Source organism: Salinicola sp. MH3R3-1 (genome assembly GCF_001937155.1).
GTDB classification, from domain to species: domain Bacteria; phylum Pseudomonadota; class Gammaproteobacteria; order Pseudomonadales; family Halomonadaceae; genus Salinicola; species Salinicola halophyticus.
In genome coordinates, this window is record NZ_MSDP01000019.1 from 1 (window position 1) to 13,711 (window position 13,711).

The 13,711-nt window shown below is 63.5% G+C and carries 13 protein-coding genes; 6 read left to right on the forward strand and 7 right to left on the reverse strand.

The annotated features are described in order from the left end of the window. Positions 1-1,433 (reverse strand): AAA family ATPase (locus BTW08_RS12645; RefSeq protein WP_168170660.1); only part of this gene is annotated, 1,433 nt, incomplete at its 3' end. Then, positions 1,430-2,671 (reverse strand): exonuclease SbcCD subunit D C-terminal domain-containing protein, encoded by a 1,242-nt coding sequence (locus BTW08_RS12650; RefSeq protein ID WP_075562894.1) that lies wholly within the window; start codon positions 2,669-2,671, stop codon positions 1,430-1,432. The genes BTW08_RS12645 and BTW08_RS12650, both read right to left, overlap by 4 nt. 158 nt (positions 2,672-2,829) lie before the next feature. Here BTW08_RS12650 and nfi point away from each other — a divergent pair, with 158 nt between their 5' ends. Then, complete coding sequence (nfi, locus tag BTW08_RS12655; protein ID WP_075562895.1) at positions 2,830-3,561, forward strand: deoxyribonuclease V; 732 nt, start codon at positions 2,830-2,832, stop codon at positions 3,559-3,561. 29 nt (positions 3,562-3,590) lie between these two features. Here nfi and BTW08_RS12660 read toward each other — a convergent pair whose 3' ends face one another. Together BTW08_RS12660 and BTW08_RS12665 are read right to left on the reverse strand one after the other, a co-directional pair. Further along, positions 3,591-4,679, reverse strand: coding sequence for an alpha/beta hydrolase (locus BTW08_RS12660; protein WP_246837735.1), 1,089 nt, complete (start codon positions 4,677-4,679; stop codon positions 3,591-3,593). An 86-nt stretch (positions 4,680-4,765) separates the two neighbouring features. Next, positions 4,766-5,665: an aldo/keto reductase gene (locus BTW08_RS12665; RefSeq protein WP_075562896.1), complete on the reverse strand. Its 900-nt coding sequence runs from the start codon at positions 5,663-5,665 to the stop codon at positions 4,766-4,768. Positions 5,666-5,870: 205 nt separating this feature from the next. On the opposite strand from BTW08_RS12665, the gene BTW08_RS12670 reads away from it, so the two are divergent. The 5 genes from BTW08_RS12670 to BTW08_RS12690 all read left to right on the forward strand — a co-directional run bounded on the left by BTW08_RS12670 (position 5,871) and on the right by BTW08_RS12690 (position 10,754). After that, on the forward strand, positions 5,871-6,416 hold the full coding sequence (locus BTW08_RS12670; protein ID WP_281492020.1) for a DUF1415 domain-containing protein: 546 nt from the start codon (positions 5,871-5,873) through the stop codon (positions 6,414-6,416). An 89-nt stretch (positions 6,417-6,505) separates the two neighbouring features. Next, a complete protein-coding gene (tpx, locus tag BTW08_RS12675) occupies positions 6,506-7,009 on the forward strand; it encodes a thiol peroxidase (RefSeq protein ID WP_075562898.1) in 504 nt (167 codons plus the stop codon). Between the two features lie 142 nt (positions 7,010-7,151). Next, positions 7,152-7,583: an OsmC family protein gene (locus BTW08_RS12680; RefSeq protein ID WP_075562899.1), complete on the forward strand. Its 432-nt coding sequence runs from the start codon at positions 7,152-7,154 to the stop codon at positions 7,581-7,583. Between the two features lie 444 nt (positions 7,584-8,027). After that, positions 8,028-9,335: an MFS transporter gene (locus BTW08_RS12685; protein ID WP_075562900.1), complete on the forward strand. Its 1,308-nt coding sequence runs from the start codon at positions 8,028-8,030 to the stop codon at positions 9,333-9,335. Positions 9,336-9,446: 111 nt separating this feature from the next. Further along, a complete protein-coding gene (locus tag BTW08_RS12690) occupies positions 9,447-10,754 on the forward strand; it encodes an MFS transporter (RefSeq protein WP_075562901.1) in 1,308 nt (435 codons plus the stop codon). 59 nt (positions 10,755-10,813) lie between these two features. Here BTW08_RS12690 and BTW08_RS12695 read toward each other — a convergent pair whose 3' ends face one another. The 3 genes from BTW08_RS12695 to BTW08_RS12705 form a co-directional block, all read right to left on the reverse strand. Beyond that, the gene (locus BTW08_RS12695; RefSeq protein ID WP_075562902.1) at positions 10,814-11,572 is read right to left on the reverse strand and encodes a type 1 glutamine amidotransferase; all 759 of its coding nucleotides are present in this window, start codon (positions 11,570-11,572) and stop codon (positions 10,814-10,816) included. Next, the gene (locus tag BTW08_RS12700) at positions 11,572-12,576 is read right to left on the reverse strand and encodes an amidoligase family protein (protein WP_075562903.1); all 1,005 of its coding nucleotides are present in this window, start codon (positions 12,574-12,576) and stop codon (positions 11,572-11,574) included. Before BTW08_RS12700 ends, BTW08_RS12695 begins: the two co-directional genes overlap by 1 nt. A 141-nt stretch (positions 12,577-12,717) precedes the next feature. Then, positions 12,718-13,560 carry an EamA family transporter gene (locus BTW08_RS12705; protein ID WP_075562904.1) on the reverse strand — a complete coding sequence of 281 codons (843 nt, stop codon included), beginning with the start codon at positions 13,558-13,560 and terminating at the stop codon, positions 12,718-12,720. Between the last annotated feature and the right edge of the window lie 151 nt (positions 13,561-13,711).

The following is a 13,711-nucleotide window of genomic DNA, read 5'->3' on the forward strand; positions in this document are numbered from 1 at the left end:
CCTTCACGCCAGTCCTGCTGCAGATCCTGCAGTGCCTGCAACTCACCTTGCGCCAGATCGCGCCGGCGATTCAGGGTCGAGCGCAGTTCATGGGCGCTTGGACGCTCGCCCGGCTCGCCAGCGCCTTTCAGCAGCCCTTCGAGGGTCGCCTGCTGCTCGCGAAGGCGTGTCTCGAGTGGCTGGCGTGCTTCCTGCAACTGCGTTCGGCGCTGCGCGTCGGCCTGCGTTGCCTCGGCGAGCTGGCGGTGCTCGCGCTGCTGCTGGATGAGCTGTTGGCGCTGGTGCTCGAGATCGGCGGCCAGCTGGCGGGCCTCGTCCAGTTGCGGCTGGGCTTCCCGATCGTCGAGTCGGGCTTGTTCGTGGGCTTGCCGGGCGCTAGCGAGCTGCGGCTCGAGTGCCTCGCGCTCCCGATCGCAATCCTCGGACTGGCGACGCTCCCTGGCCAGCGTCTGGCGATGCCCGGCAAGTGTACTTTCGAGCGTCTGACGGCGCTTTGCCCGCTCCCGCCAGGGTGCCAGCTCATCGAGCTGGGCGAGCTGCTCGCGTTCCCCCCGATTTTGTTGCCATTCGCGATCGGCCTGGCGCCAGCTGTCATCGGCCTGCTGCCAGGCCTGCGCCAGTTGGGACTCGCGCTCGAGTTCGATGCCCTGTGTCTGATGGCGCGATAGCTCGGTCTGGAGGTCGGCCAGCGCCTGCTCCTCGGCCTGAGCCTGTCGTTCATAGGCCGCGCGCGTCTCGGCGTCTACCGGCAACGCGTCGGCGAGCCTGACCTCGATGGCATCGAGAATGCTTTTGGCATCCCGAACCCGCTGATAGGCAGCTCTGGAGATTTCCGAGTAGTGCTGTGTGTCGGTCAGACGCTCCAGCAGTTCACTGCGCTCATTGTCGTCGGCCTTGAGGAAGGCGGCGAACTCGCTCTGGGCCAGCAGCACGGCTCGGGTGAACTGGTCGAACTTGAGTCCCAGCCGCTCGGGCAGCAGCTTCTCGAACTCCCGCGTCTGTGCGGTGAGCAGCTGGTTGGCATCCAGGTCGGTCAATGACTGTTCGATCTTCTGCAGGCTGCCGTCGATCTTGTTGCGGGCGCGGCGCACCGCCCAGCGTGCCCGATAGCGGCGCCCGTCGCGGCCGACGAAATCGACTTCCGCGAAGCCACTGGCGCAGCCTCGACGCAGCAAGGTGCGCGCGTCTGCGGTGGTCAAGGTGTCGTCATTGACGTCGGCGATCTGAGAGTCCCGTTTCGGTGCCTGGCGCAGGCGCGGTGTGCTGCCGTAGAGCGCCAGGCACAGCGCGTCCAGCAGGGTGCTCTTGCCGGCGCCGGTGGGGCCGGTGATGGCGAACAGACCCTGGTCGGCCAGCGGTGAGGCGGTGAAGTCGACCTCGTGATGGCCGGCCAGCGAGGCGAGGTTTTCCAGACGGATGGCGAGGATTTTCATGTCTCGCTCCCCTCATGGCGGCTTTCCGCGTCCTGGACCTGCTGCAGCAGACTGGCAAAATCCGCCATGACGTCATCCGGCGGCGCATCGCCGTAGCGCGTCTGCCAGGTGCGGGTGAAAATCTCCTGCGGGGTCAGGCTGTCGAGGTCGACGTTGGCGTCCGCATCGTCGCGCCCGCTGGCGTTGGGGTAGCGGCTGTGAATGCGCAACAGACGTAGCGGCTTGTCCGCCATCGCGGCCTCGATGCGGGCGCGCAGATCGGGGCGAGGGGCGTCGAGATCGACCCGGATCTCCAGCCACGGCCAGCGTTCACGAGGAAGATCGGCATCCGTCTCCAGTTCGCCAAGCGTCTGCTCGATCTCTTCGATACTGCCCGGGCCCACGCGTATCAGTGCCACGTGACGCGGGATCGGCAGCGTCTCGATCTCGCCCAGCGTTTCGCAGTCGAGGGTGAGTTCGACCACCTGGTGCGGATAGTGGCTCTCGCTGAAATCGAGCGGCAGCGGCGAGCCGCTGTAGCGAATGCGTGGCTCGCCGACCTGCTGGGGCCGATGCAGGTGGCCGAGCGCGACATAGGCGATCGAATCGGGAAACAGCGTCGCCGGGACCGACTCCTCGCCACCGATGACGATGGGGCGCTCGCTCGCCTCGGAGACCGCGGCACCCTGCAGATGCGCGTGACTCATCGCCACCAGCGCCTGACCCGGCTGGCGGCACGCCTCGGCCGCGGCGATCAGCTCTGCATGGACACGAGCAATGCCCTGGCGATAGTCATCGATCTCGCCGCCGGTCACCTCGGCGGGGCGCAGGAAGGGCAGCGCCAGACACCAGGCCTTGAGCGTGCCATCGGCGTCATGCAGCGGGATCAGCAGATGGTCGCTGTCGAGACGACCGTCGTCGAGCCAGTGCACGCGGCCCAGAGCATGGGTCTTGAGGCTCTTCATCAACGGTGCCGGCAGCTCGATACGCGAACCGCTGTCGTGGTTGCCGGCGATCATCACGATTTCCAGGTCCGGCAGGGCGGCGTGGGCGGCGACGATGAAGTCGTAGAGCAGTTCCTGGGCGCGCAGCGAAGGGTTGACCACATCGAAGATATCGCCGGCGATCAGCAAGGCATCGGGGCGGCGCTCGACGAGTGTCGCCAGCAGCCAGTCGAGAAAGGCGCGATGTTCGACATGGCGTTCCTGGCCATGGAAAGACTGGCCCAGATGCCAGTCGGCGGTGTGGATCAATTTCACGGCGCGGCGCCCTGTTGCAACGAAGAGAGAGTGAAGAGGCAAAAGCGTCGCCAAGTGTAACGCGATGCCGAGCCCGTTGAAGGGGCGAATCGCGATTGGAGGTCGGCGCTTACCGCGGCTAGGCTGGAGTCCTCGACCTGGACGACGGGAGGCGCAGGATGGCGCTACACGAATGGAATCTGACGCCCGAGGCGGCGATCGCGCTGCAGAAGCAGCTGGCGCCAGGAATCATACGCGAGGATACGCTGGGAGAGGTCGGCCTGATCGCAGGCATGGATATCGGCTTCGAGGATGGCGGCGAGACGACGCGGGCGGCGCTGGTGCTGCTCGAATGGCCATCGCTCACGCTGGTCGAGCAGGTGGTGCACCGCGAGCCGACGCGGATGCCGTACGTGCCGGGCCTGCTCTCGTTTCGCGAAATTCCGGCGGCGCTGGGCGCGTTCGAACAGCTGTCGCAGCGCCCGGCTCTGATCATGGTCGACGGGCAAGGCATCGCGCATCCGCGTCGACTGGGAATCGCCTCCCATCTGGGGCTGTGGCTCGATCTGCCGACCATCGGCGTGGGCAAGAGCCGGCTGTGCGGGCAGTTCGGCGAGGTACCGTCGGTCAAAGGCGAATGGACGCCGCTGACCGACCGCCGACGTGAACAGGACCCGAGCGACGTTGCCGTCGACGAACGCGGCCGCGTCACAGTCGGCGCCGTTCTGCGCTCGAGAGAAGGCGTCAAACCGCTGTTCGTGTCACCGGGGCATCGAATGTCTCTCGATAGCGCGGTCAATTGGGTCGTGCGCTGCCTGGGCAAGACCAAGCTGCCGGAGCCGACCCGGCTGGCGGATCGGCTGGCGTCCCGACGCGGCTCGGTCGCAAAGACGGGCCAGCTATCGCTGTAGCGTTCGGTCTGGAGGATCGCTCGCCGAGCTCAGGAGTCGTCGAGGCGCTTCAGGCCGTCGAACAGCGCCTCATGAAATCGCTCGGGCTGCTGAATATGCGGCGAGTGGCCGAGCTCGGGAAATTCGACCAGCTCGGCGTCGGGAATACGTTCAGCGGCGCGCTCGCCCAGCACATCGTAGTGGCCCAGGGTTTTCTTGACCTCATCGGAAGCGAGGCCTTTGCCGATCGCCGTGTTGTCCTTCTCGCCGATCAGCAGTAGCGTCGGGACCCTGATTTCGCCAAACTCGTGAATGACCGGCTGGGTGAAGACCATGTCGGAGGTCAGCGCCTGATCCCAGGCAACGAGATCGCCACCATCCCCGGCGTACATGCCGGCCAGCATGTCGACCCAGCGATCGTAGCGCGGCTCCCATTCGCCGACGTAGTAGGTCGACTGCTGATAGCGGCGTATCCCCTCGGCGTCTTTCTTCTGTTCGCTGGCGTAGGCCTCGTCGATCGGCTGATAGGGCACGCCCATGGCCTTCCAGTCTTCGAGCCCGATCGGGTTGACCAAGACCAGTTGCTCGGTCTGTTCGGGATACATCAGCGCGTAGCGGCTCGCCAGCATGCCGCCCATGGAATGGCCCATGATCGTGACGTCGTCGAGATCGAGGCTTTCGAGCAGGGCATGCGTGTTGGTCGCCAGCTGATGAAAGCTGAACTGATACGCTTCGGGCTTGCTCGACTTGCAGAAACCGATCTGATCCGGCGCGATCACGCGGTAGCCCGCCTCGTTGAGACGCTTGATGGAGTCTTCCCAGGTTGCGGCGCAGAAATTCTTGCCGTGGAGCAGCACGATGGTATGGCCGTTGGGCTCGTCGGCAGGGACGTCCAGATATGCCATCTGCATCTTCTGACGCTGGGAGGTAAAGCGAAAGCGCTCCACCGGGTATGGATAGTCGAAGCCTTCCAGTTCGGCGCCGTAGCGCGGCGTTGTCTTGCGATCTGGCTCGGCAGCGTCGGCTTCCTGGGCCTCGGCACTCACCGTTGCGCCAGCCAGCGTGGCGCCCAGGGCAAGGCTCAAGGCCGGTAGCCAACGGCGGTAGGGAGAGGCCGGGGTCGCTGACATCGCTTGCATGCGTCGCTCCTGATGGGGCTGAGTGGGGAAAGTGCTGAATGAGAAAGGGCGCTGACACGGTTTTAGACGACGGCCTCGCCGATAGTTCAGACGATATCCAGCGATACCGGCTCCTTGGGTGCCGGAAAGGCGTCATCGAGCTGCGTGAGGTCCTCGCTGTCGAGTTCGATTTCGAGCGCCTTCGCATTGGCCTCGACGTGGGCGAGATTCGACGCCTTGGGAATCGCAACGACCCCACGCATGCCGTCCTGACTCACGCAGGTGGGGCGAATCACCCAGGCCAGCAGGATCTGCGCGGCGCTGGCACCGTGTTTGTCGGCGATCTCGTTGACCACGCTCGACGAAAGCAGTTTGGATCGCAGCCGGCCCCCCTGGGCCAGCGGGCAGTACGCCATCACTGGAATGTGGTGGTCCTGCATCCACGGGATGATGTCGACTTCGACACCGCGGGAGCCGAGATGGTAGAGCACCTGGTCGGTTGCGCATTCGGTGGCGGCAGGAATGGCGTCCAGGGCCCTGAGATTGTCGGCATCGAAATTGGAGACGCCGAAGCGCCGGATCTTGCCCTGATCACGTAACCGCTCGAAGGCCTCGAACGTCTCTTCGAGGGGAATATTGCCCGGCCAGTGCAGCAGGTAGAGATCCAGGCAATCGATCCCCAGGCGTTCGAGGCTGCGCTCGCAGGCGGCGATGGCGCTATCCCGGCCAGCATTCCAGGGATAGACCTTGGAGACGACGAAGGCGTCGTCACGGCGACCGCGTATCGCCTCGCCGACGACGCGCTCGGCACCGCCGTCGCCATACATCTCGGCGGTATCGATCAGGCTCATGCCGAGATCCAGGCCGTAACGCAGGGCGTCGATCTCCTGCTGACGGGGAACGAGATCCTCTCCCATGTACCAAGTGCCCTGACCCATGGCCGGGAGGGCAATTGACGGTGCCCCGAGGCTTTCGGGCAGGACGATATGCGGCGGCGTATCTGGCATCGGAAACTCCCTTTCCATGAAGGTGTTACTGTTATGCTGGCCGCCGCTCGCGGGTTTCGCAAATCACTTTCGCGGTAACTGCGTAACATTACTCGACTTGTGTGGCGCGTACGTTCGCTTTACGTGAATCGATTTGCGATTTGTGTGAACACGCCACCCGGGTGACCCATCCGAATTCAGGAGTTCCACCATCGAATCTTCTTCGATCAGCCTCACCCGAGCCTGGCTCGAATCCTTCGTCGTGGCCCACGATATCTGTCCTTTTGCCGGGCGCGAGATGCGCCGGGATGCCATTCGTTATGCATTGGCCGAGTCCGCCGAACTGGAAGGGTTGCTGCACGAGCTGGTGGACGAATGTCGCCGACTGGACGCGGAGCCTTCGATTGCCACCACGCTGCTGATTGCGCCCGCCGGCATGGACGATTTCGATGATTATCTGGATTGGCTCGAGCTGGCCGAGCGGCTGTTCGACGATCTGGGCTATCGCGGGATCTATCAGCTGGCGAGTTTTCATCCGGACTATGTCTTCGATGGCGTCGAGGCGACCGATGCGGCCAATGCCACCAACCGTTCGCCTTACCCGATGCTGCATATCCTGCGCGAAGCCGAGCTCGAACGAGCACTCGCAAGTCACGCCGACCCCGAGGCCATCCCCGAGCGCAACATGACGTTATTACGCGCTTCGGATTCGAAAGCCCTGGCAGCATCGCGGGAACTGCTGACGCGATCGGCCGGCAAGGTCGAGGGATAGGCTATGCTGGTCTGGAATGGCGCGCCGCGAGGCACGCCACCTCTCTAGTTCCTTTGATCTCTGAATCATTCCAGCGGGAGTAGACAATCATGCAAAGCGTGACGCGAGGCGGGGTGCCCGTCGAAGTGGGTGGTGAATTTCCCGTCGTTGGCGATACGGCGCCCGCCTTTACCCTGACCGACGCCGAACTCGGGGAGCGCTCGCTTTCCGACTTTGCCGGTCAGCGCAAGGTGCTCAATATCATTCCCAGCGTCGACACCAAGACCTGCGCGATGTCCACGCGCAAGTTCAACGAGTATGCCAGCGGCCTCGACAATACCGCGGTGTTGATCGTGTCGGCGGATCTCCCTTTCGCCCAGAGCCGTTTCTGCGGCGCCGAGGGTCTGGACCGCGTGATCACGCTGTCGTGCTTTCGTCATCCGGAGTTCCGCGAACGCTACGGCGTCGCCTTGCAGAGCGGTGTCATGGCCGGGCTCTGCGCGCGGGCGGTCATCGTGATCGACGAGCAGGACAAGGTCTTGCATGCCGAACTGGTCAGCGAGATCAAGAACGAGCCTGACTACGACTCCGCGTTGGCAGCACTCAAGGCCTAAAACAGGATTTTCGATTTCGAATCGGCTTGTTGGAGAGCGATTGGGATGACGTCTGGCGCAGGTGGTCTACACTGACTGCCACTCCATCCACTGCGATGGCAGGTAGCCTCGAACGGTTACATCGAACCAGAAGGAGTTGATGATGACGATCAAGAAATCCGGATCCGCCGAATGGAAAGGTAGTCTCAAGAAAGGCAAGGGTGTCGTATCCACCGAGAGCGGCGCGCTCAAGCAAAACCCCTACGGTTTCAATACCCGTTTCGAGGGCGAGCCGGGCACCAACCCGGAAGAGCTGATAGCGTCCGCGCACGCCAGCTGCTTTTCGATGGCGCTGTCCATGATGCTGGGTGAAGAGGGCATCGAGCCGGAGAGCATCAAGACCGACGCGACGGTGATCATGGAGCAGGACGACAGCGGCTTCACCATTACCGAAGTCCAGCTCAAGACGGTAGCCAAGATCCCCGGCGCCGATCAGTCGACCTTCGACAGCGCCGCGCAGAAGGCCAAGGAAGGCTGCCCGATCTCCAAGCTGCTGAACGCCAAGATTTCGCTGGATGCCAAGCTGGAAAGCTGAACATCCGTCGATGATGAAAAACCGGCCCTCGGAGGCCGGTTTTTTTATGTCTGGGTATTAGGCGCTCTGTCGCGGGGCTAGGAGCACCAGCCGCCCTTGTGGTGCGATCCAGTTCCGCCGTGAGGATGCTGGCCTTTGGGACATGCATGGACGGTCGATACGCCCAGCGCGGAGACGAGGAGCAACAGGATGAGCAAGGGTTTCATGACCTGGGCCTGTGATTGGAGCGGACGAAAGAGACTCTAGCGCAAGCCTCTTTGTATCGGTATCTGGATCTTGCGCGGAAGCCAACCAAGGACCCGTCGGCCACACTGACGGAACTTATAAAGTCTGATAATGTCATGACCCCTTCGTGCGGCGGATGACACCCTCTGTCGAGCTTCCGTGAAGCACGTAGGCTACTGGACACGTACGTTTCAACGCCTCAGAAAAAAGAACACGGCCATGGCTAACGCACCCCAATACGATGCGGCTCCGTCGCGTCCGCTGTCACGCGGTGACATCAAGATCCTGTCGCTCTCCGCCCTGGGCGGCGCGCTGGAATTCTACGATTTCATCATTTTCGTCTATTTCGCCACGGTCATCGGGCATCTGTTCTTTCCACCGGACATGCCGGAGTGGCTGCGGATGATCCAGACCTACGGCATCTTCGCCGCCGGTTATCTGGCGCGCCCGCTGGGCGGCATCATCATGGCGCACTTCGGTGATCTGCTGGGTCGCAAGCGCATGTTCACGCTGTCGATCTTCCTGATGTCGGTGCCGACGCTGCTGATCGGCTGCCTGCCCACCTACGAAACCATCGGCTATCTGGCACCGCTGCTGCTGGTATTGATGCGCATCCTGCAGGGCGCGGCGGTCGGTGGTGAAGTCCCGGGCGCCTGGGTGTTCGTCACCGAGCACGTGTCACGCAAGGACGTGGGCCTGGCTTGCGGCACGCTGGCCTCGGGGCTGGTCGCCGGCATTCTTATCGGCTCGATCATCTCGGCGTTTCTGAAGTCCTACTACACCCCCGAAGAGATGAGCACCTACGGCTGGCGCGTGCCGTTCCTGATCGGCGGTGTATTCGGATTCCTGGCGGTCTATCTGCGTCGTTACCTGGAAGAGACCCCGGTGTTTGCCGAGATGCGCGCCAAGAAGGCGCTTTCCGACGGGCTGCCGGTCAAGCGTGTGCTGAGTCGGCATCTGGACAGCGTGGTGCTGTCGATGGCGGTGACCTGGATTCTCACCGGTGCGGTGGTAGTGGTCGTGCTGATGACGCCGAGCCTGCTGCAGTCGGTCTACGGTATCGACGCCTCGCTGGCCAACGTCTGGGCGATCGTCTGCGTGATCATCGGCTGCGTGGTGTCGGGGTGGTGCTGCGATCGCATCGGCAGCGGCATCACGATCATTCTGTGGAGCCTGCTGCTGGGAATCACCTACTGGGTCATGATGCACACCGTGCCGACCCATCCCGACCAGTTGATGCTGCTCTACTGCCTGGCCGGCTTCGGCGTGGGTATCGTCGGCGTCGTGCCGACCATCGCGGTCAAGTCGTTTCCGGCAGCGGTGCGTTTTTCCGGGCTTTCGTTCTCCTACAACGTTGCCTATGCGATCTTCGGCGGGTTCACGCCGGTGGTGGTCTCGACGCTGATGGCGAGCCATCCCGCGGCCCCGGCTTACTATATCGCCGCATTGTCGGCGCTCGGCGTCGTCATCGGTATCTTCCTGCTGCGCGCGCCGAACGGACAGCGTCTGGCCTTGATGCAGCACTGAGCCGCGTCTCGAGTTCCGAACCGCGCTGACGAGCGAGTTTCGATCTCGGCAGTTCCGCTATGGAATGATCGCGACGGCACCTTCGGGTGCCGTCCTTTTTGGAAGATCACTATGTCTCACGACCCCACCTCGTCCGAGTCGTCGCGTCCGCTCTCCCGTGGCGACGTCAAGATGCTGTCGCTGTCCGCCCTCGGCGGCGCGCTGGAATTCTACGACTTCATCATCTTCGTCTACTTCGCCACGGTCATCGGGCAACTGTTCTTCCCGCCGGACATGCCGGAGTGGCTGCGCCAGATCCAGACGTTCGGCATCTTTGCCGCCGGCTACCTGGTGCGGCCGCTGGGCGGCATCGTGATGGCGCACTTCGGCGACCTGCTGGGGCGCAAGCGCATGTTCACGTTGTCGATCCTGCTGATGGCGCTGCCCACGTTGGCGATCGGCTGTCTGCCCACCTACGAGTCGATCGGCTATCTGGCACCGCTGTTGCTCGTGCTGCTGCGCATGCTGCAGGGCGCTGCCGTGGGCGGCGAGGTACCCGGCGCCTGGGTGTTCGTCACCGAGCATGTCCAGCGCCGTCATGTCGGCCTGGCCTGCGGTACGCTATCGGCCGGGCTGGCAGCGGGAATTCTGATCGGCTCGCTGGTGGCGGCGGTGATGAAATCGCACTTCTCTGCGCCAGAACTGGCGAGCGGCGCCTGGCGCATACCGTTTTTGCTCGGTGGCGCGTTCGGACTCATCGCGGTCTACCTGCGCCGCTGGCTGAGTGAGACGCCGGTCTTCGCCGAAATGCGCGAACGCCGCGCCCTGGCGGCCGAACTGCCGGTCAAGAAAGTTCTCCGCGATCACTTGGGCGGGGTACTGCTGGCCATGGCGGTGAGCTGGATTCTGACCGCAGCCATCGTCGTCGTCATGCTGATGACGCCGCCGCTGCTGGCGGCGCAGTACGCCGGGCTCGACGCCTCGCTCGCCAACGTGGTGGCGATTCTGTGTCTAATAGTCGGCTGCGTGGTCGCCGGCTGGTGCGCCGATCGTTTCGGTAGCGGGGCGACGCTGGTGGGGTGGAGTGCGCTGCTGGGGTCGAGCTATTGGCTGATGATGAGCGTGGTCGGCCAGCGCCCGGAGCAGTTGCTGCCGCTCTACGCGCTGGCCGGTTTCTCGGTGGGTATCACCGGGGCGATACCGGCGATTGCGGTCAAGGCCTTCCCCGCGGCAGTGCGTTTCAGCGGGCTCTCGTTCTCCTACAACGTCGCCTACGCACTCTTCGGTGGTTTCACACCAATCATCGTCACTACGCTGATGCGCTGGTATCCCATGTCGCCGGCGATCTACGTCGCGGCGCTATCGGTGATGGGCATCGGCATCGGCCTGTTCCTGCTGCGCTCCCCGGCAGGGCGGAGGTTGGCGGTGATGCCGTCCTGATGGCTCGGTGATAGCAACCTGGTGCGGCCAGGGATACGGCAAGGAATGCGGCGGTGCGGTCAGTCTTCATCCACCGGCCGCTGTCGCTCCCCGGTTTCAATCGGCGCCTGGCGCTGCTGTCGAGCCGCCTCCACCAGCGCTCGAATCAGGCGCTGCTGGGAGCGACTGAAGAGCAGGAATTCCGGATGCCACTGCACACCGATCAGGAACGGGTGGCGTTCACTCTCGATGGCTTGAACGAGATCGTCGCGATCGTGGGCGACCACTTTCAGGCCGTCCCCCGGGCGGTCGACGGCCTGATGATGGAGGCTGTTCACGTTGCAGTAGCGGCGGTTGAGAATGTCGGCCAACTGGCTGAACGGCTCGATCTCGATTCGCTTGCGAGGCAGAACCATGCGCCGATTCTTGATGTGGCTGTAGGTCGTCTGAATATCTTCGATCAGGCTGCCGCCGCAGTGAATGTTGATGATCTGGGCGCCGCGGCAGATGCCCAGGATCGGCAGACTCGACGGCAGGTAGTGGCCGAGCAGATCGAGTTCGAGTTCATCGCGAGCCGGATCGATACGAACGTCAAGCTGCACTTCGCCACCGTAGCGCTGGGCGCCGATGTCGTCACCGCCGCCGATGACCAGGCCATCCACTGGCTGCGTCAGAGGCCGTGACGGCGAGATACGTAGTGGTTTCCCGCCCGCGCGCCAGACCGAGAGCCAGTCGCACCACCAGGCCAGAAGGCTCTTGTGATCCGAGGTGGTGATGCCGATGACCGGGCGAGTCTGGCGCGATCTGGCTTCCGTTCCCGGACGTTTCGCTGAATTCATCAATGACGCATCCAGTGTCGAAGGGAGTCGAGCCAGCGGCTGAGCGTCGGCTGGGCGAGATGTTCGCGATAGGCGGCGCCGCGCTCGGCCAGTCGATCCCGATCGGCGGCGAGCCGCTCGACTTCCGCCCAGCGGTTCCACTCCACGACCACGCCCCATTCCGGGTCGGATAGCGCCGCGTTGGGCAGCCGGTAATGATAGGTCGGGCGCGGCTTGACCAGCGTCTCACGCAGCAGTTCGTTGGGGTGATCCGGCATCAGCCACGAGAACAGTGGCAGCAGATCCAGCTCACGGTTGCGCGTCGGATTGGCGAGCAGGTAGTCGTCGATCAACGTCTTCAAGGAGGGATGGTAGTCCGGTGCCAGTACCTTCCGCGTGTAGTCGCTGTGAAAGGGCTGGGTATGCGGCAGCATGTCCCGCGTCACGTCGACCACGATCTCGTCGCGTAGCCAGTCTGCCAGAATCAGATACGCGCGAAGATGGGCCAGCACGCTCTCGACCCTCGGCGAGGGGATCTCCGGATTGAGATGAAGCCCGAAACCGTAGAGCAGACTGGCATCGGTACCCTGGGCGCCATGGCTGCGTAGGGCAACGAACAGCTCATCCAGCCGTTCCAGCTCGTCCCAGGGGATCGGCGGGCAGACGATTTCGGTCGGCACCAGACCTGCCACCATGTCGCCTAGCCACTCGCGGGTGCGACTGTGCACGCTGGCACGAAGGTGTTCGCCGATCCCCGGGGGTTGACCATCGCTGGCACGAATGCGGTCGAGTATCTGCTCATCAGGGTGGACATACTTGCTGTCCAGCTCGACATGAAAATTGCCCCATGGGGTGCCGGTTACCGTCAGCCGATGGGCGCTGTGCTGCTCGACGTGACCGCCGAAGGTCATTTCGACCAGGCGCGCGGCCTGAATCGGGCCGACACCGGCAAATTCGAGTTCGACACCGACCTTGCGCGGCTGACCGTCGGCATTGGTGGCGTTGGGTGGAGCGATAAGAGACAAAATGGGCTCCTTGCCGATCGCTGTCGCCTGGATGGCTTTCGTCTTAGTGAGCGTCGATGCGCGCCGCAAGACGGTTGAACGGCGTTGGCAGAGCAGTGGCTTAGTATCGTTAAGCCTAGCAGTCTTGCCGTGGTATGGCAGTCATCCCCAATGCGTCAGAATGACGCCACCCAGAATCAGCCCGGCAGCCAGCAGGCGTTCACGGCGTAGCGGTTCCTTCAGCCAGACCACGCCGATGGCGATGGCGAAAAGAACGCTGGTTTCGCGCAGCGCGGCGACCAGCGCGATCGGGGCCTGAGTCATGGCCCAGATCGTGATGCCGTAAGCGCCGATGGAGAGCGCGCCGCCGATCAGGCCCACTCGCCAATGGCGCGTCAGCTCGGGGAGAACGCGAACGCCACGCATGGCGATCAGGACCAGCAGCATGCCGAAACCGTCGAGCAGGAACAGCCAGATCACATAGCCGATGGCATCGCCGTTGGTGCGAGCGCCGCTGCCATCGGCCAGGGTGTAGCCCGCGATGAAAGCCGAGGTCGTCAGCGCATTGATCAGCGACGCACGTTCCAGGCGGGGCCCCTTTCCACCGCGGAATGCCATGCACAAGATGCCCAGCACCAGCACCATAATGCCGAGATAGCCGAGCCAGGAAGGGTGCTCGCTGAGCGCGAAGACACTGATCGCGGTGACCAGCAACGGCGCGCAGCCGCGGGCGATCGGATAGATCTGGCCGAGATCGCCAACCCGGTAGGCGCGTGCCAGGAACACGTTGTAGCCGATATGCAGAACGGCCGAACCGGCAAGCCATGGCCAGGCGGCCGGTTGCGGCAGTGGCACGAAGGTCACGCCAGCGAGAGCAATGAGCGCGCAGGCGGCCTGGATCAACGAGATGCTCAGCAGCCGATCGAGGCCCACCTTGACCAGCGCGTTCCAGCTGGCATGCATGAGGGCGCCGGCGAGTACGGCGAGGAAGACGGGCGTCGTCAACGTGAATCCTTTTTATTCGGGTTTGGCTTGTTCGGGGGGTTGCTTATTCGGGGTTTTACTTATTCGCAGTTTTGTCTCGGCAGCGACGAGGCGTCGACGATAGCGCAGTCATGAGATCGTCATATCTTGCCACAGGCTCTGGATGATCGTC

Excerpts from the sequence above, each read along its gene's own strand:
- BTW08_RS12685 (WP_075562900.1), top strand. The coding sequence starts at position 8,028 with ATGGCTAACGCACCCCAATACGATGCGGCTCCGTCGCGTCCGCTGTCA.
- tpx (WP_075562898.1), top strand. The coding sequence starts at position 6,506 with ATGCAAAGCGTGACGCGAGGCGGGGTGCCCGTCGAAGTGGGTGGTGAA.
- BTW08_RS12665 (WP_075562896.1), bottom strand. The coding sequence starts at position 5,665 with ATGCCAGATACGCCGCCGCATATCGTCCTGCCCGAAAGCCTCGGGGCA.
- BTW08_RS12695 (WP_075562902.1), bottom strand. The coding sequence starts at position 11,572 with ATGAATTCAGCGAAACGTCCGGGAACGGAAGCCAGATCGCGCCAGACT.
- BTW08_RS12690 (WP_075562901.1), top strand. The coding sequence starts at position 9,447 with ATGTCTCACGACCCCACCTCGTCCGAGTCGTCGCGTCCGCTCTCCCGT.
- nfi (WP_075562895.1), top strand. The coding sequence starts at position 2,830 with ATGGCGCTACACGAATGGAATCTGACGCCCGAGGCGGCGATCGCGCTG.
- BTW08_RS12660 (WP_246837735.1), bottom strand. The coding sequence starts at position 4,679 with ATGCAAGCGATGTCAGCGACCCCGGCCTCTCCCTACCGCCGTTGGCTA.
- BTW08_RS12680 (WP_075562899.1), top strand. The coding sequence starts at position 7,152 with ATGACGATCAAGAAATCCGGATCCGCCGAATGGAAAGGTAGTCTCAAG.